The sequence below is a fragment of the Micromonospora sp. WMMB235 genome (assembly GCF_001855515.1).
GTDB lineage: Bacteria > Actinomycetota > Actinomycetes > Mycobacteriales > Micromonosporaceae > Micromonospora > Micromonospora aurantiaca.
In genome coordinates, this window is sequence record NZ_MDRX01000001.1 from 6,754,566 (window position 1) to 6,771,614 (window position 17,049).

Sequence of the window (17,049 nt, forward strand, 5' to 3'; positions counted from 1 at the left end):
TGGTGACCGAGATCGCAGAGCTGCCATTTGAGGAGCACGCTGCTGATTCTGCCGTGCTTGCGCTGTACCGGCAGGTGTTCGCCGTTCTGGCCCGTGACGCGAACCAGATGGTCGACGACCCGGCGCTCGTCCGCGTCGACGAGCTGATCCTGAACGCATTCGCGTCCGCGGGCCCGGCCGGCTTGACGGTGGAGCAGGTGATCGCTGCGTTCGGAGACACCTCGCCCGTCGCGGTCCGGCGCCGGTTCGAGGTGCTGCGCTCCTATCGTGCGATTACCAAAGTCAACGAGCGACCGAACGAGATGTTCTACCAGGCGGCGTTCGCGCCGTACGTGATGCTGCTGTTCCTGCGCCGGCTGGCGCAGACCGGCGGCCTCGGCGAGCTGCACCAGATGCTGTCGATCGCCCGCCTCTCGATCGAGGACGCCGATACCACCCTCGAGCAGGCCCAAGCGCAGCTGCAGGACCTGGCGAACGTGTTCCGGCTGCTGGCGAACCCCATCATGCAGATGGCGAAGTCCGGGACGGTCGAATCGTTGCGAAGCTCGGCGCAGCCGATGCTCGGCAACAGCGAACTCATCGACAAGGCGACCGTCTTCCACAACCTGGCGACGGAGAAGTGGCCGCAGCTGTTGCCAGAGTGCACGCAGCTGCGGATGGCGTTGGCCGCGTATCGGGACGCGGTGAACGCCGCGGCGCGGCGACTGATCGACCGGGCCGGCCGAACCCGGGCGTTGGGGCTGTTGCCAGCGGAGAAGTGGCGCAGCTTCGCCCGCGACGCCACCGGCGACGAGCTTGCGGCCGCGCTGGACGGGTTGCTGTTCGACGCGCCGAATCCGCACTTCACCGTTGACGACCTGCTCGACGCGGTCGAAGAAGGGTTGCGGACCGACACGGGGCGGACACCGCCGCCTCGGCCGCGGATTGACGATGAACCAGGCCCTGAACAGGTCGGTGCCGATATGGAGGCGGAACTGCTTGCCACTCGGGCGGAGGAGCTGCTGGCCGGCCGCGACGAGGTCACCGTCGCCGAGCTGTTGGACACTGCCGGGGATTGGGCGGCCAGCCGTCGGGTGCTGTCGGACTTGACCGCGATCGGCTTGCGACCCGAGCTGCCTTACCTGCTGACCTGGGGGGACGGGCTGCGGATCAACGTGGTCGGAGACCTGACCTGGATCACCGACGGCTGGTTCAGGCGCCGGACACCGGCGGAGGCGCCGGCGTGAACGAACACGACACCGCACTGTGGTGGGCGAAGATCCGCTCCGGCGGCCCGCAACAGGCACCCGCGGGCAGCCCATCCCCAGCAGGGATGCGGCGCCTGGTCGAGCCGGACGCCCAGTCAGTGTGGTTCCTGCCGAACCTGCCGCCAAGTGCTGCGCCGGAGGTCCTCGCCGAGTACCGACAGGAACCGGCGACGCTACAGGATTCGGCCGGCACGCTACGAGTGTTCGCCGCCTGCCTGCGCTGCTGCTGGCCGGACCCGGGCACCGACTTGTGGCCGGGCCAGCCGGCCGATCTTACTGACGTCGACCAGGTGCTACAGCAGCTGACCCCGGGCCGGGACCGGGCCAGCCGGCGCAAGCTGCTGTCCGCCAGCCTGCGCCGGCTGGAAGCGTCCCGGTGGGTGCTGCAGACGGCCGACCGGGTCCGGCTGGGGCCTCGCGTCACCGGGTGGGGGTCGCTGGAGCTGTCCACGCTCCGGGAACTGTGGCGGATGATCCCCGACCCCCAGCCGAAGTCTGACCCAGGCGGAGGGGAGGCGCCGTGAACCGCAACCAGAACCCGCTGTTCGACTCCGTCCTTGCGACCCTGACCGACCGGCAGCGCGAACACGTCGAAGCGGCGTACGCCCTGCTGGAGCACAGCCGCGAACCCGTCCACCGGCAGGAACTGCACGCGTTGCAGGACCCGACCAGCCGGGACCGACTCGAGCAACTGCTGCGCCACACCGGCCGGGTCCTCGTCCAGGTCGACGGGCTGCGGTTCACCTCCGGATATGACGACACAGTTGCCGCGCAGCTCACCGCCGCCGGCTGGCAGCCACTGACCACCGTCGAGCGAGCCGTGCTCGCTCTCGTGCTCATCTACTCGGTCGCGATCGCCCGCAGCGAGGAACGCCTCGCTCCCGACACCTGGACGAGCCCGTACCCGACCACCGAGGCCGACATCCTGAAGGCCAGCAAACTCCCGGCGGTCGCCGCAAAAGCCGCAGCGAGCAAACTCGTCGCCGCCGGGCTGCTCACCCGGGTCCGCGACCGCGCCGACGCCGAAGGTGGATACGTGCCCGGCCCGCAACTGTTGCGCCTGACCCCGGCCGCTCGGGCCCGGCTGCAGGAACAGTTGATCCTCGCCGCCGCCCCGAACCATCCGCTCGCCGCCGCAATCCGTGAACGCCGCAACCGCACCGCCAGCAGGGAGAACATTCGTTGACCGCAGCAGGTAACCCCGTCGACGACGGCGCCACCGACATCGTCGGACCGCGGGTCCTCGCCGGCATCCAAATGATCAATATCTCCCGGCTGTCGACCCACCCGGTCCCGATCACCTCCCGCGGCCTGATCACCATCGCCGGCCAAGGACCGTCGGACTCCAACGGCGCTGGAAAGTCGTCGTTCATCGCCGGCCTCAGCCTGCTGCACGCCGACGAGCAGTGGCGGCTGCAATCCGGCGCGCAGGCAGCCGCCGAACTGCTGTTCACCGCCGAACTCGCCGGGCAGGAAGTCGTCCACGCGAACGCCGACCACGGCTACATCGTCGGCGTGTTCGTCCCGCCCACCGCCCGGGCGCTCGCCGAACTTGAGGCGGACGTGCTGACGGTGTGGCTGCGGATCAACCGGCAGGCGCCCCACGTCGAACTGCGATGGAAGCCGCAGCTGCACGTCGCGTACGGTGCCAGCGAAAACGACCGGGCCGGCAGCGCCGACGGCTTGTGGGACGAGTTACCGCGCAGCAACGGTCGTACCGACATCCGGGCGAACAAACTCGCCCGCACCCTGTATGGGCAGACCGTGCGATGCGTGTCGTTCCTGTCCACGTCGGTGCGAGCCAGCCCTACAGCGAACCTGCTGGCCCAGCCACTGAACGAGCTGACCCCGGAGCGGATTTTCGATGCGATCGGTGCGCTGACCGGCCTGACCCGCGAGATCGACGACGAACAGGCGGCCCGGCAGAATCAGTACCAAGCCGCGCTCGCCGCGAACACCGCGAAGGAAGAGTACGAGCGGTGGGACGAGCGGGTCACCGTCACCGAAGACATGATCCGGGCCCGCGAAGCAGCCCGTACGGTAAAGGCCGACGCGCTCGACAGTTGGCGGTCGCGGTGCGCCCGCTACCTCGTCGACGGTGTCGCCACGGACGCGGAGCTGCGGCATGACATCACTCAGCTCGAAGCCAAACGCAAAGAGCTCCAAGCAGCCATCGACGCTGCCGACGTCAAAGTCGGTCAACTTACTGACGACAAGGCGTTCGACGAGAGCTACCGGCAGCGGGTGAAGGCGTACAACGACATCGACGCCGAGGTGAACAGTCTACGGAAAGAACAGACCGGTTACGTCGCCCAGGTCGAGCTCCTCACCACACGTAGCCGCGCTTTGCGGGAGAAGGCGGTCGTCGCGGACGGTCGGACCGTCGCCCAGGCCGAGCATGAGCTCCGCGACGCCAACGCCGCGGTCGACCGCGCGCAACGCCGCAAAGGCATCACCGAACAAGCCGTCAAGGACGCACGTAAGGCGCTGGCCGCCGCAGAACGCGGCGAGGACGTCGCGGTCGCCCAGGTGCAGGCGCTGCGCGCGGCTGGCTTCACCGAGGCCGTCCCGCTTGTCGACGTGGTCAGTCTCACCGACGAGCAGCGCCCTGTCTGGGAAGCACGGCTGCTGCCGTATCGGCATGCGGTCGTCGTCACCGATGCGACTGCCGCCCAGGCGGCGCTCACCGACGTCCCCGGCTCGCTGCTCGTCGAAGCTGACCCGGACGGATTCGCGGGTGGCCCAGACCTGCCAGCGGCGGCGAACGCGGTGGTGACCGTGGCCCGGTTCCTGACCGCTCTGCGGGACCGTGCCGGCACCGGTGGACTGATCGACACGGCCGCCGGGGTGCATGGTATTGCTGGGTACGCAGAAGCCATGACCGGCCGCGCCGGCCGGATTCAGGCTGCCCGTGACGCCCTCACCGCCGCGTCCGCTGACGACGGTGAGGCGGACGACAGCGTTCGGGACGCGCAGCGGGCCAAGAAGCGTGCTGATGGGCGGGTCGAGGGAGCCAAGGCGGCGCTCGAGGCCGACGAGATCGACTCCCAGGTCGGGAAGTTACGGAAGAAGAACGCGAAGATCGATGAGGAGCTGGACGAACTCGCTGCCCCACATGCCCATGCGAAGAAGGCTTACCTGACGGCGCTTTCGGAGAAGAGCGGCCGCAACGAGCGGATCGCCGCCGCGAAAGCGGAGAAGGAACGGTTGAGCCGGGACCTGCAGCAGAACCAGGATCAGTGGCAGGCGAAAATCGACGCGCGGGCGGAGTTGGACCTGCCACGTCGGCAGGAAGCGTGGGCGGGCACCTTCGCGTCCGCGGAACAGCACCTGCTCACCCTCACCGAAACGGAGCAGAAACGCGGTGTCGCCGAATGGGACGACCTGTGTGCAGGGCAGACCGACCGGCTGCAGCAGGCGTGTTTCCCGCCGGGCACCCCGGACGAGCAGCTGCCGGAGGAGCTGAAAGTCGTCGACCAGCAGCGCCGCGACCGCCGGCTCAGCGCCTACATCCGGCTCATCCCGCAGGTACTGCGGATCATCGGCCAGCACCTCGACGACCTTGAAAGCATCGACCGGCAGCAACTCGACGAGATCAGCGCCGAACGGGAACGACTCACCGGGACGCTGCAGAGCGCCGAAGACCACCTGAGGGAGGCCCAACTCGCGGCGACCGCAGTGCGAGCCACCCTCGCGAAGGCCATCAAAGCCAAGCTGAAGCAGGTTTCTGACGAGTTCGACGCCCTCGACCAGGCGTATGGCGGGTACGGCGGCGCCCTCGACTTCCCCGAACCAGAACCACCAGCAGACCCGCAGAAGCCTTGGCAGTGGGCGAGCACCCCACGGTGGCGACGCGGCGAAGGGAAACCACTGTCGTCGTACCAGCTGCGCGGCAACACCGCCCAGATGGACGACAAAGCCGTCAAACTCGTCTGCGCGGCCGCGCTTGCCGGCTCGCAGGACCGGCCGCTGCTGCTCGTCCTCGACGAACTCGGACGCAACCTCGGCTCTGCGCACCGCCGTGACGCGGTCGCCCTGTTCGAGAACATCGGCCGGGACCGGGCGATCAGCGTCGTCGGCGCCCTGCAGGACGACATGGAACGGTACGCCGTCGGCTCCTCCAGCCTGTACATCAAGCTACGGCGAACCTCGGACGCATACGCCTACAACCAGGCACCCGTCGTCGTCGGCAGCGAGTCCGAAACAGCCCGCGTCGAGCTGCTCAGCATGTGGATGACCTCCTACCGCGGGGAGACACAAGCGTGACGATCCCAGGCGGCTCCGCATCCGACAACGCCGTCCCGGACGCAGAACCGGATCGTGAAATCGTGCTGACCTGGATCACTGACTATCCCGGACTGGTCGTGTACGCGCCGCTACCAGCCAGTGGCCGGTATCCACGCGACCGGAACGGCGACCCGTACTACCGCAGCGTGCGGCTGCGGGCCGAAAACCCCGGTCAGCCGCCGCGCCGGCCCGCCGGCCTGCTTTCCGACACCGACTGGGCGTGGATGACCCGCAGCGAACACGCCTGGCGGCAGGTCGCCGACAAGTTCGGCGCCCAAGCCGAGACGATCGTGTTCGCCCTCGCCCGGGCCGCGTGCGTCACCATCGGCTACGACCTGAAAGGCAGCCGGCCAGCACCGAGTCCGAAGCGGGTGTACCCGCACCCCGACCTCTCTGCCGCAGAGAAGTACCGCCGCGCAGTCCGCCGCGACCAGCGGTCCACCCTGCAGTCCCGCGCCGCCGAACTCGCCGCCGACCTGCGCGATGAATGGCCCGGCGTCGCCCAAGCCCTGCACACCACCGAACACCCGGACCGGCTCGGCTGGGCAGTCACCGCCGCAACCGATCTGACCGCCGGCGTCGTCCACAACTCCGTCCGCGCCTTCGTGCAAACCCACGCGGGAAGCACCAAAGCCCGCGATGACGTTCAGCGGCTGCTGACCGAGCTCGGATTCGAACCCGACGCCCTCGCTGCACTCGGCCTATCCCGCAGCCCATACATCGGCATCGGCGGCCCGGTCCGGCTGCAGGTCTCAGATGCCGTCATCGATCTTTCCCCGCTGCCTGGCCCGCATGACATCCGGCTCAGCCCTCAGCACACGATCTCCATCGACATACGCCGCGGGACGGGGCCGCTTCTGATCATCGAAAACCGGCAGGCCGCCGAAACGCTATGCGATATCGACGCGGGCGTGCCGGTCATTTGGTGCCACGGCCAGCCACCAGAGCCCGTCCTCAACCTGATTGCCGAAGCAGCAGTGCAGGCCTCGTCAACACTGATCTGCACCGACGCCGACCTTGGCGGAGTGCGTATCGCCGCGAGAATCCACGACCACCTCGCCGCAGAGTTGACAGTCCACGTCATCGACGTCGGCGCTGCACGGCACCAACCCGGCCGGGCTTTCTCCGCTCACAGCCGGGCACATCTGGAACCGTTCGCGACCCGGAACGATCAGATCGGAGCCTTTGCCCGCAACTGCCTGGATCGTGGCTACGCCATCGAACAGGAGGCGACCGTGAAAGCAGCGCTGACCGAAGCACTGGATCGGATTCGACGAAACTGACGGCGGCGCAGCCCGCAGTGCAGTCACTCGATGCGAATCGATCGACGACGGCACGAAGCCACTCGCCCACTCGCTCCACACCCACAACATCCTGCCGCAGATGGCTACAGCCGCCATGGCTGGCGTCGGTGGAACGCAGGGCAAGGTGACCTGACCAAAGGCTCCGCATCGTGCCGTAGCGTGGGGACAGCAAATTAGAGGGACTTCCCCCGGCGATCCATGCTTGTGGTCTAGTGTTACGCAACGTAGTTCGCTACTGTTGGCGCATGAACACCCATTTCGAATATGGGTGCTACGTAGACGTGTCTGAATCTCGGACACGTTAACCCCCACGGGTGTCAGCGATGGCGTTCGGTGGGGTTTCCGCTGTTCGGCGCTGATGCGGTATCGCTTGCGGTCGATAAGTCGGCGTGGGGGTTGGGATCGAATGGATGCCCAGCGCGCCGCCGATGGCGCAGCTGACCAGGGCATCGTGTTCAAGTAGGGCGTCAACCACTGCGTGGGGGTCGGTGTGCGGCATGCCGAGGTGTTCGGCGAGCTGCCGGATGGCCTTGGCTTCGTGGATGTAGACAATGCGTGGCCGGGTGGTGCCGGCCGGGACCGCGCTGCGGAAACCGTGACGGCACCGGTAGGCGGCGTGGCTGTTGACCCAGTGCGAGTCGAGGATCCGGCCGCACTCCTGGCAGCGGATCAGTCCGGTGAGTAGGTAGCGTCCGCTCGACCCGTCGGCGGGTGCCGGCAGGGCGTTGGTCTGCTGTGCGGCGACGAAATCGTGTTCGCTGACCAGCGGCGGATGCGCAAGGTCCCGGGAGATGACCCACTGTTGCATCAGGTTCCAGCGGCGTACCTCCGATTGACCGAGCAGGTCATCGGCGGCGTCGAGGGGGCCGCGGTCGGTGTGCTGCCGGTTCCAGACCTGCCGGCCGGTGTAGCGAGGGTTGGCCAGGATCGATGCCACCGTGCGTAGCGTCCATCCGGCGCCGCTGCGGTGCCGGTTTCGGCCGGGGTCGACGCTGGACGGGCAGGGCACGTGCCGGTCGTTGAGGTCGCGGGCGATTCCGGCGACGCTGCGCCCGGTGAGGCGCTGGGCGAACATCCACTGGACATGCGGAGCGGTGGCAGGGTCGGGTTCCAGCCGGTGGGCCACGCGTCCCCACTTGGCGTGGGCCCGGTTCGGGTGCGGTCCTGCCGCGACCAGTCGGTAACCGTACGGTGGTCGGCCGCCGAGGTGGCGGCCTTGCTCGATGACCTGGGCCCGCATGGCGGCCTTGGCGCGGAACCGCGAGCGTTGGACCTCTCGTTTGGAATGCACGCCGAGCAGGGCCAGCAGCGACAGGTGAAGGTCGTTGCTGGCGTCGACCGGGCCGTTGAGCTCGGGCAGCCACAGCTCGACGCCGTAGAGTTTGAACAGCGGCGCGAGGTCGCGGAACTGGTTGCCGTAGAAGGCTCGTTCGAACTCTCCTATTACCACCGCGTCGAATCCGCGGTCGGGGTCGGCGAGGGCTGCCAGCAGTCGCGCGGCTTGCGGGCGGCGCGGCCAGGGCAACTGCCGGGAATGGCCTACGTCGAAGAATTCGGCCACGATGACGCCTCGGCCGTCGATCACGTCTTCGGCGAAGTCGCGCTGCCAGCGCGCCGACGACAGCTGGTCCTGGAATTCCCGGGTCGACATCCGGCCGTAGAACGCGAAGCGGATGCCCAGGGGATGTGGTGTTATCGGGCGCCGCTTCCGTGGGCGGCGTCGCCGGTTCGGCTGCCGTATCCACCAGCCGAGCAGGTCGGGGGCGTCGAGCTTCGCCGAGTCCTGCACCAGGACCTCCCACACTGAGGTTTGCAGTTACTCATCTCGATATTGGTGGACAACGACGCAGGGGTTGGCTGGACTCGGCCCCGCACACAGACCTGTTGGCTCGACTGGTAGGGCAACCGCCGGTCGAGTGGGGCGCGTTCTGTCGATCTCGTAGTGGTTGAAGATCCTTATGATCACCCGTGGCACATGCCCGGTCACGGTCGATCTTGGTCTTGTCCAGGGGAGGACGCGGTCTTCGCCGACCTCTCGGGGAGGCAAGCCGATCGACACCGCCATCGGCCTTGCGTGCGTAGCCCATGAATGTGTGCCTATGCGGTGTCACCGCACGGTGAGCGGAGGCCTTGACGAAATCTTGACGGTACGCCGCATCGGTCGTTGAGACGCCGGTCGGAGCATGAATGGCGTAAGGCACGGAAGCGAGGTAGGGAGACGGCGATGATGGGCTACGGCTGGGGTATGGGGATGGGCGGTTGGATCTTCATGGCCCTGTTCTGGATCGTGGTTGTCGGGCTGATCGTCTGGGGCGTCGGCGTTCTGCTGCCCCGGGGCCGCTCGGAGCAGGGTGGCCGGCCGGAGCGGCCGGAGGAGATCCTCGACCGTCGGTTCGCCCTCGGCGAGATCGACGTCGAGCAGTACCGGCGGGCACGCGAGGACCTGGCGGCGGCCCGTTCGGCCCGGAGGTGAGGACGATGAGGCACAAGCGGGCGGCGCTGGCCGCGGCGATCGTCGCGGCGGTGACAGCGGTGACCACCGGGGCAGCCTGGGCGGCGGCCGATCCATCACCCCCGAACTGGAACATGATGGGCGGCCACTCCGGCCCCGGCATGATGAGCGGCGCAAGCATGATGGGCGGTTCCTACGGCCTGGCCGGTGACGGGCAGCGGGTGGAGTCGCTGGACCAGGCCCGTCAACGCGGGGCCGCGTTCGCCGACCGGCTCGGTCTGCGCGTCGGTGAGACGATGCAGTTCGCCAACGGCTACTACGCGGAACTGACCACAGCAGCGGGGCGCGGTGCCACGGAGGTGCTGATCGATCCGGGCAGTGGTGGGGTCAGCGTCGAGTACGGTCCGGCGATGATGTGGAACACCGGCTACGGGATGCACGCCCGCGCGACGACCGGGGCGGCGCGGGTGTCGGCGGCCGAAGCCACCACCATCGCCCAGCGCTGGCTCGACCGGCAGGGGAGGGGACTGGTTGCCGGCGAGGCCGATGAGTTCCCCGGGTACTACACCCTGCACACGCTGCGGGACGGAAGGCCGGTCGGGATGATGTCGGTGAACGCGTACACCGGCGCGGTGTGGGATCACACGTGGCACGGGACGTTCGTCACCATGAGCGAGGAATAGGTGCCATGCGGGTTGACGGGGTGGAGCCGGGCGCCGGGGGCGCCCGGTTCCGCGCGCTGGTGGTCGACGACGAGCCACCCCTGGTGCAGGTCGTCTCCGGCTACCTGACCCGGGAGGGCTTCGACGTGGTCACCGCCGCAGACGGCAACGCCGCCGTGGAGTCGGCCCGCGACACCGAGCCGGACGTGATCGTGCTGGACCTGATGCTGCCCGGTATCGACGGCGTCGAGGTGTGCCGGCGTGTCCGGGCGTTCAGCGACGCGTACATCATCATGCTCACCGCCAAGAGCGACGAGGTGGACAAGTTGGTGGGGTTGTCGGTCGGGGCCGATGACTACCTGACGAAGCCATTCTCACCCCGGGAGCTGGTCGCCCGGGTGCGCGCCATGCTTCGCCGCCCGCGTACGCCTTCGGCCGTACCGGAGACCCAGGTCCGCCGATTCGGCGACCTGGAGATCGACGTGGCCGGGCGGGAGGTCCGCGTGCGCGGCCAGGATGTTGAGCTGACGCGCACCGAATTCGACCTGCTCGACGCGCTCAGCGCGCAGCCCCGGGTGGCGTTCAGCCGGCGGCAGTTGCTGGACCATGTCTGGGGCGGCGACTGGTACGGCGACGAGCACGTCATCGACGTGCACGTCGGTAACCTGCGTCGCAAGCTCGACGACGACGCCACCCAGCCGCGCTACGTCCGCACCGTCCGTGGCGTCGGCTACCGGATGGGTCCGGGCTGATGCGGCCCGGACTGCGAACCGACCGGCTCTCGACCCGGCTGTTCATCGCGCAGTCGCTGATCGTGGCTGCCGGGGCGGTCACCCTGGTGCTGGTGGCGTTCGCCGTCGCGCCGGCCCTGTTCCGCAGTCACCTGCACCGCATGATGGGCATGTCCGCCGGCATGACCCAGGATCTCGAGTCCGCCCTGATCGCCACGCTGCTCGTCGCGCTCGGTGTGGCGGTTGGCGCCGCTCTGGTGACGTCGTTGGCGGTGAGCTGGTTCATCACGCGGCGGTTGGCCGGTCCGCTGTCCGAACTCTCCGGAGTCGCGACCCGCGTCGCCGACGGTGACTACGACGCGCGGATGCCGCCGAGCCGGCTGGGAGCGGAGCTCGCCGCGGTGGATGACGCGTTCAACCGGATGGCCGCCACGCTGCAGAACACCGAACGGCGCCGGCTGGAGCTGCTCGCCGACCTCGCACACGAGCTGCGTACCCCGATCGCCACCGTCGACAGCTTCCTCGAGGGCATCGAGGACGGTGTCATCCCCGCCATCCCGGATACGTGGCGGACGCTTCGCGATCAGACCAGGCGGCTGGACCGCCTGGCCGATGATATCCACGGCCTCTCGCGGGCGGAGGAACGCCGGGCCGACCTGCGGGTCGAGCCGCTGGACGTCGACGTGGTCGTTGACGAGGCGGTTCGCGCCGCAGCCGCCGGTTACGCAGACAAGGGCGTCGTCCTCGAACACCGGGCCGGTCCCGCGCCGGCGCGGGCGCTCGCCGACCCCGACCGGCTGCGCGAGATCCTCGACAACCTGCTCGGCAACGCGCTCCGCCACACTCCCACCGGCGGAAGCGTCACGATCACCACCAGCTCCAGCGCCAGAGAGGCGGCCATCGCGGTCGCCGACACCGGCGAGGGCATCGCCGCCGAGCACCTGCCACACGTGTTCGATCGGTTCTACCGGGCCGACCCGGCCCGCAGCCGGACTACCGGGGGTAGCGGCATCGGGCTGACCATCGCCCGCGCCCTGGCCCAGGCCCACAGCGGCCGGCTCTCGGCCGCCAGCGCCGGCATCGGAGCCGGTGCCACCTTCACCCTCACCCTGCCCGCAATGCCGGCCCGCTGAGTTGCCGGCACGCAGGCGGGGGAAGCATGTGACGTGCGCCCGATCACACGTACGCGGGGATGCGGTCGGGTGCGTCTCCCACGCGACCGACGCCCCGCCCCTACTGAAGCCCGGGCCCGTTCTTCAGCGAATCTTCATGGTCTTCGGACGGGTCTTCCGCCGACTTCGCGTCATTGTTGGTGGGGGCGGAAGGTCACCCTGAACCCTGCCAGGACAGGGGCCCTCGGCCAGCAAGTTGATCAACGATGAGAAGGTGGACGCAGCCGATGAGCAGGACGTCGCAGCCGACGCGACCGAGCAGCAGATCCGGCTCCGCGCGTAAGGCGCAAGCCGGCGAGCCGCAGTCCGGGCCGACCCGGAAGATCGTCGTGACGGCGCTGGCCGCGCTGGCCGTCCTCTCCGCCGTGGTGGTGTTCGTCCTGCGGGACCAGGGCTCCTCGGCTGACCACGGCGCGGCGGGTACCGGGCACGACGGGTTCGGGCACGTGCACGGGGTTGCGACCGACCCGGGCAGCGGGGCCCTGTACGTCGCCACCCACGTCGGGCTGTTCCGCGTCGACGACGCGCACACCGCCGTGCGGGTATCGAAGGACGCCCTGGACCTGATGGGCTTCACCGTGGTCGGCCCCGGGCATTTCCTGGCCTCCGGCCACTCCGAGGACGGCCCGGCCAACGTAGGTCTGATCGAGTCGACCGACGGTGGGGTGACCTGGCGGGCGAAGTCGCTTTCCGGCGCGGCGGACTTCCACGGGCTGCAGGCCGCCCACGGCTCGGTGTACGGCTACAACTCCACGGATGGTGCGTTCATGGTGAGCGTCGACCAGCGGACCTGGGAGCAGCGGTCCCGGGTGGCGATGGGGGAGTTCGCGGTCAGCCCGACCGATGCGCAGAGCATCCTCGCGGTGGGGCGCGACGGGCTGCAGCGCTCCACCGACGGCGGCCGGAGCTGGCAGACGGTCGCGGGCGCTCCCGCTGTCGGCCTACTCGCCTGGGACCGCACCGGCGTGTGGGGGGTGGCCCAGGACGGAGCGATCTGGTCCTCGACCGATGGCGGGCAGCAGTGGCAGCGCCGCGGAGCGGTGCCGGGGCAGCCGCACAGCATCGCCACCGACAAGGGCACGCTCTTCGCCGCGCTCGCCGGTGACCGGGTCGTCGCCACCACCGACGCGGGCGCCACCTGGACCGACCGGTACGTGCCGCAGTGAGGTCGCCGGGCCGCTACCGTGGCCACAGCGGGTGCTCGCTGGCACTCAGGGTCCGGCGACGGCCGGCAGGTCGGTACGCCGGCAGAGTTGGTGCAGGTCACCTATCTTCGCCACCATGAGTGACGACGAGAAGCAGCGCCGCGTCTGGGACCGGCACGCCGCCGGCTACGACCGGCAGATGGCCTTCATCGAACGCCGCTTCCTGCGCGACACCCGGGAGTGGATCTGCCGGCAGGCCACCGGCGCCACCCTCGAGGTCGCCATCGGCACGGGGCGAAATCTGCCCTACTACCCGGACAGCGTACGGATCACCGGGGTCGAGTTGAGCCCGAGGATGTTGGAGATTGCGGGCCGGCGGGCCACCGAACTGGGCCGGGAGGTCGACCTGCGGCCCGGTACCGCCCACGACTTGGACTTTCCCGATGCCACCTTCGACACCGTCGTCTGCACCCTCTCACTCTGCGCCATCCCGGACGACCACCGCGCGGTCGAGGAGATGATCCGGGTCCTGCGCCCCGGCGGTCTGCTCCTGCTGGCCGACCATGTGGTCGGCGCCAATCGTCCCGTTCGGGCGATTCAACGCCTCATCGAACTGGTCAGCGTTCCGGCGGCCGGTGAGCATTTCCGGCGGCGTCCCATCCGTGACGTGGCCGCGGCCGGTCTGCACATCGAGCAGCATCAGCGCTTCGCCGCTGGTGTGATCGAACGCCTCGCAGCCAGTAAGCCGGCCGGCACGTGAGGGAGATTCCCGCCCTGCCCAACTTGTCCGTCGAGGGGTTCCGCCCTGACCAGCAAGGGTGCCAGCGGCGGCCTCAGCCGGTCAGGGAGATCGACACCTGCTGGCCTCCGCCGATGGTCTGCGGCGGCTGTCTCGCCACGTGAACGGTGACCGGTGCCGCGTTGCAGGGTGAGGCGATGAGGGCGAGGGCGCTGCCGGTGGCCGTGACGTGCAGCTGGTGGCCGCGGTAGGTGATCAGGGTGTGCAGCCGGGTGATCTCGTGCGGTAGGCGGGGGTTGAACCAGAGGGCGTCCTGCCGGGTCTCGATTCCCAGGTAGCAGCGTTCGGCCAGGTCGAGGGTTCCGGCCATGGCGCCGAGGTGGATGCCCTCCCGGGTGGTGCCGCCCTGGGTGTCGCGGATGTCGGCGGCCAACGCGTCGGTGAAGTTTCCGAAGGAGGCGGTCCGGTTGGTGCGGGCCTGCACCCAGGCGTGCACCACCCTGCTCAACGTCGATCCGTGGCTCGCCCGGTGCAGGTAGAAGCCGGCGGTGCGGGGCAGGGCCTCCGGTGGCCAGTGGTACCCCAGGCCGGCGAGCAGCTCGCGCAGTTCCTCGGCGGAGAGCAGGTAGAGCAGCATGAGCACGTCCGCCTGCTTGCCGATGCGGTAGCGGTTGGGGGAGTCCCCTTCGGCGGCGAGGATGAGGTCGAGCCGGCCGATGTTCCCGTACCGGCGGCGGTAGGCGTCGAGGTCGAGTTCCGCGAGGTCGGCGTAGCCGTCGAACTGGCTGATGATCCGGTCGTCGTGCCACGGCACGTACATCCTGGTGGTGATCTCGGCCCACCGCGCCAGCTCGCCGTCGTCGATGCCGAGCCGGTCGGGCAGGCTCGTGCCGTCTCGGCAGGCCAGCAGGTCGACCACCGCGAGGGCCTGGCGTAGCAGCCACACCGTCATCACGTTGGTGTAGGCGTTGTTGTCCAGGCCGGGTGCCTCGCGGTCGGGGTAGCCGTCGTGGAACTCGTCCGGGCCCATCACGCCGGTGATCTCGTACCGTCCGGTGCGCGGGTTGCGCCGCGCCAGGTCGGCGAAGAACCGGGCCGTCTCCAGGATCAGCTCCCCGCCATGCGTACGCAGGAAGTCCAGGTCCCCGGTGGCCTGGTGGTACTGCCACACCGAGTACGCGACCGCCAGGCCGACGTGCCGTTGCCGCGCCGACCGGTCCCGCATCCACCGGCCGGTACGGGTGTTGAACAGCTCCCTCGGCGTCTCCTCCCGGCCGTCGCTGCCGGACTGCCACGGGAACATCGCCCCCCGGCAGCCGATCGCGGCCGCGGCCCGCCGCGCGGCGTCGAGGCGACGCCACCGGTAGAGCAGCAGCGCGCGGCTGGCCTCGGGCAGGTGCAGCGCCAGCACCCGGTGGACGAAAACCTCGTCCCAGAAGACGTGACCCCGGTACCCCTCGCCGTGCAGGCCGCGCGCACCGACGCCGGCGTCGAGGTCGGTGACGTTCGGCGAGGTGGCGACCAGCAGGTGGAAGGTGTGCAGGTTGAGCTCCAGCGATGGCCAGGGATGGTCCGTGTGCAGCTCGATGTGGCTGCGTTCCCACAGCCGCCGCCACGCGCGGACCTGCTCACCGAGCAGTTCGGCGAAGGAGCCGGCCCGGGCCGCCGCGTCCCGGGACGCGGCGGCAGGTTCCGTGACCGCCCGGTCCTGGGAGGTGTGGTGGGCGGCGATCTTCTCCACGCGCAGCGGCTGGCCCGCGCGCACCGCGACCGTCCAGGTCTCCTGCGGACGACCGGGCAGCATGTCCACGCGCCGTTGTGCGTCCACGCGGACGCCGGCTTGGAACAGCCGGGTACGCACGGCGGTCGCGACCTCGACCCGGGACTGGGTCGTGCTGACCCGCAGCCACAGTCCGTCGTCGCCGTCTCGTCCCTGCCCGTCCGGGCGCAGGTGCCGGCCGGCCAGCGGCCCGTACTCGGCGACCTGCCGGTTGGCGACCCGACCGTCGATGCCCGAGCGCACCTGCAGCGTGCCCGACCAATTCTCCGGCACCAGCGTGGTCTCCAACGCGGACAGGTGCGGCGTCGCCATCGAGACGAGCATGCGCGACACCATGGTGGTGGCTCGGCCCGAACCGTCGACATGCCGGTAGCGGCGGTGCAGCACCCCGGCTCGCAGGTCGAGCGTCTGCCGGTGCTCGCTGACGCCGCGCGCGTCCGGTCTCACCCACCGCTCTCCGGGCCGTCGCCAGCGCAGCGTCAGCCAGTTCGGCAGGTTGACCAGGCTCTCGTCCTCATGGACGTGCTCATGCAGTCGCGTCCGCAGCCGGTTGAAGATCGCAGCGGCGTAGGTGCCCGGGTAGTGGCTGCGGCCGGCATCGGCCTCCGGTGCCGCGCCGCGGGTGGCCAGGTAGCCGTTGCCGATCGTGCACAGCGTCTCGCGGATCCCCTCCGTCGCGAGGTCGACGCCGGTGTAGTCGAGAAGCCAGCCGGCGTGCTCGGCGCCGGCCGTCGACGCCGGCTGCCACCATCGGCGTCGCATCGCCTGTTCGTCGACCGTCACGTACGCCAGACCGCGCAGCACCGGTTCCGCGCCGTGCGCCCGCAGTTCGGCCGCTGCCCAGGCCCCGCCGTACGCGATACCCACGACCAGCCCGAACCCGCCGCGACAGGCGGCCTGCACCCCCGCCGGCGCGCAATGCACCACCGCGGTTCGCGCCGGATGCACCCCGAGCAGCCTTGCCGCCTGCAGCAGGACCGCCGGGTCCGGCAGCCGCGCCGTAACCTCCTGGCCGTCTAGCACGAGGTCGGTCAGCTGGTCGATGCCGAATCCGTTGCCAGGCCGGCCGATGACTCCGGACGTCAGCCCCGACCGGCGCAGCGACCCGAGCAGGCTCTGCGCCTCCGCGACCATCACCGCAGTCGGCGGCCCCCAGGTGGCCGGTGGGTTGTGCTCCGACACCGCTGCCAGGTCGAACAGGACCGCGTCGAGACGTTCGAGGGGCAGGCGAAACCTGTCAGCACCGCAGCTGTCTCGCGCGTCGATGCCACTGTCGCCGCAAGTAGTCACCACCCGCCTCCACGAGCCTTCGGGTGAGGAGGCCCGCCCGGCAGGAGCCGCAGACCTTCCAGCGAGACCCTATCCGTGGCCAGGCCAGCCAGCGGCGGAATCGCTGAGATCCCACCGGCGCGCCGTCGCACCCGCGATGGTGAAGACCTGGGGCGTCGGCGCAGCGCCGCCCCAGCCGCTGATGTGCCGGGGCGGTGAGCGTGGCACCCGGCGGCCGCAGACAGGTTTCGGGAGGCGAGG

General features: G+C 69.7%; 13 protein-coding genes. 11 read left to right on the top strand and 2 right to left on the bottom strand.

The features are described 5' to 3' along the window. Positions 1-2 precede the first annotated feature (2 nt). Genes BFV98_RS30040 through BFV98_RS30060 form a run of 5 tightly spaced genes read left to right on the top strand, consistent with a single transcriptional unit; the run spans position 3 to position 6,817 of the window. Entirely contained in the window at positions 3-1,226 is a 1,224-nt protein-coding gene (locus BFV98_RS30040; RefSeq protein WP_047890770.1) for a hypothetical protein, read from the top strand. Further along, positions 1,223-1,771 carry a hypothetical protein gene (locus BFV98_RS30045; RefSeq protein WP_047890771.1) on the top strand — a complete coding sequence of 183 codons (549 nt, stop codon included), beginning with the start codon at positions 1,223-1,225 and terminating at the stop codon, positions 1,769-1,771. The genes BFV98_RS30040 and BFV98_RS30045 overlap by 4 nt, the downstream gene beginning before the upstream one ends. Further along, positions 1,768-2,433: a hypothetical protein gene (locus tag BFV98_RS30050; RefSeq protein ID WP_047890772.1), complete on the top strand. Its 666-nt coding sequence runs from the start codon at positions 1,768-1,770 to the stop codon at positions 2,431-2,433. Before BFV98_RS30045 ends, BFV98_RS30050 begins: the two co-directional genes overlap by 4 nt. Next, positions 2,430-5,513: a hypothetical protein gene (locus tag BFV98_RS30055; RefSeq protein WP_071098615.1), complete on the top strand. Its 3,084-nt coding sequence runs from the start codon at positions 2,430-2,432 to the stop codon at positions 5,511-5,513. The genes BFV98_RS30050 and BFV98_RS30055 overlap by 4 nt, the downstream gene beginning before the upstream one ends. Beyond that, positions 5,510-6,817 (top strand): hypothetical protein, encoded by a 1,308-nt coding sequence (locus BFV98_RS30060; RefSeq protein ID WP_235437322.1) that lies wholly within the window; start codon positions 5,510-5,512, stop codon positions 6,815-6,817. Before BFV98_RS30055 ends, BFV98_RS30060 begins: the two co-directional genes overlap by 4 nt. A 322-nt stretch (positions 6,818-7,139) precedes the next feature. On the opposite strand, the gene BFV98_RS30065 is transcribed toward BFV98_RS30060, so the two are convergent. Beyond that, positions 7,140-8,627, bottom strand: coding sequence for a recombinase family protein (locus tag BFV98_RS30065; RefSeq protein ID WP_083395384.1), 1,488 nt, complete (start codon positions 8,625-8,627; stop codon positions 7,140-7,142). Positions 8,628-9,062: 435 nt separating this feature from the next. Between BFV98_RS30065 and BFV98_RS30070 the strand changes: the two genes are divergently transcribed. The 6 genes from BFV98_RS30070 to BFV98_RS30095 all read left to right on the top strand — a co-directional run bounded on the left by BFV98_RS30070 (position 9,063) and on the right by BFV98_RS30095 (position 13,760). After that, on the top strand, positions 9,063-9,311 hold the full coding sequence (locus tag BFV98_RS30070) for an SHOCT domain-containing protein (RefSeq protein ID WP_030271497.1): 249 nt from the start codon (positions 9,063-9,065) through the stop codon (positions 9,309-9,311). 5 nt (positions 9,312-9,316) lie between these two features. Then, complete coding sequence (locus BFV98_RS30075; protein WP_198039661.1) at positions 9,317-9,973, top strand: hypothetical protein; 657 nt, start codon at positions 9,317-9,319, stop codon at positions 9,971-9,973. 5 nt (positions 9,974-9,978) lie between these two features. Further along, the gene (locus tag BFV98_RS30080; protein WP_047890774.1) at positions 9,979-10,704 is read left to right on the top strand and encodes a response regulator transcription factor; all 726 of its coding nucleotides are present in this window, start codon (positions 9,979-9,981) and stop codon (positions 10,702-10,704) included. Then, a complete protein-coding gene (locus BFV98_RS30085) occupies positions 10,704-11,816 on the top strand; it encodes a cell wall metabolism sensor histidine kinase WalK (protein WP_036310736.1) in 1,113 nt (370 codons plus the stop codon). Before BFV98_RS30080 ends, BFV98_RS30085 begins: the two co-directional genes overlap by 1 nt. Positions 11,817-12,082: 266 nt before the next feature. Then, on the top strand, positions 12,083-13,021 hold the full coding sequence (locus BFV98_RS30090; protein WP_030271505.1) for a F510_1955 family glycosylhydrolase: 939 nt from the start codon (positions 12,083-12,085) through the stop codon (positions 13,019-13,021). Positions 13,022-13,136: 115 nt separating this feature from the next. Continuing rightward, entirely contained in the window at positions 13,137-13,760 is a 624-nt protein-coding gene (locus tag BFV98_RS30095) for a class I SAM-dependent methyltransferase (RefSeq protein WP_030271507.1), read from the top strand. A gap of 73 nt (positions 13,761-13,833) precedes the next feature. Here BFV98_RS30095 and BFV98_RS30100 read toward each other — a convergent pair whose 3' ends face one another. Further along, the gene (locus BFV98_RS30100; RefSeq protein WP_052166169.1) at positions 13,834-16,701 is read right to left on the bottom strand and encodes a glycosyl hydrolase family 65 protein; all 2,868 of its coding nucleotides are present in this window, start codon (positions 16,699-16,701) and stop codon (positions 13,834-13,836) included. Positions 16,702-17,049 lie beyond the last annotated feature (348 nt).

What these genes read in the sequence shown, in the direction of transcription:
- BFV98_RS30075 (WP_198039661.1), top strand. Translation starts at nt 9,317, where the DNA reads ATGAGGCACAAGCGGGCGGCGCTGGCCGCGGCGATCGTCGCGGCGGTG.
- BFV98_RS30085 (WP_036310736.1), top strand. Translation starts at nt 10,704, where the DNA reads ATGCGGCCCGGACTGCGAACCGACCGGCTCTCGACCCGGCTGTTCATC.
- BFV98_RS30095 (WP_030271507.1), top strand. Translation starts at nt 13,137, where the DNA reads ATGAGTGACGACGAGAAGCAGCGCCGCGTCTGGGACCGGCACGCCGCC.
- BFV98_RS30070 (WP_030271497.1), top strand. Translation starts at nt 9,063, where the DNA reads ATGATGGGCTACGGCTGGGGTATGGGGATGGGCGGTTGGATCTTCATG.
- BFV98_RS30080 (WP_047890774.1), top strand. Translation starts at nt 9,979, where the DNA reads ATGCGGGTTGACGGGGTGGAGCCGGGCGCCGGGGGCGCCCGGTTCCGC.
- BFV98_RS30090 (WP_030271505.1), top strand. Translation starts at nt 12,083, where the DNA reads ATGAGCAGGACGTCGCAGCCGACGCGACCGAGCAGCAGATCCGGCTCC.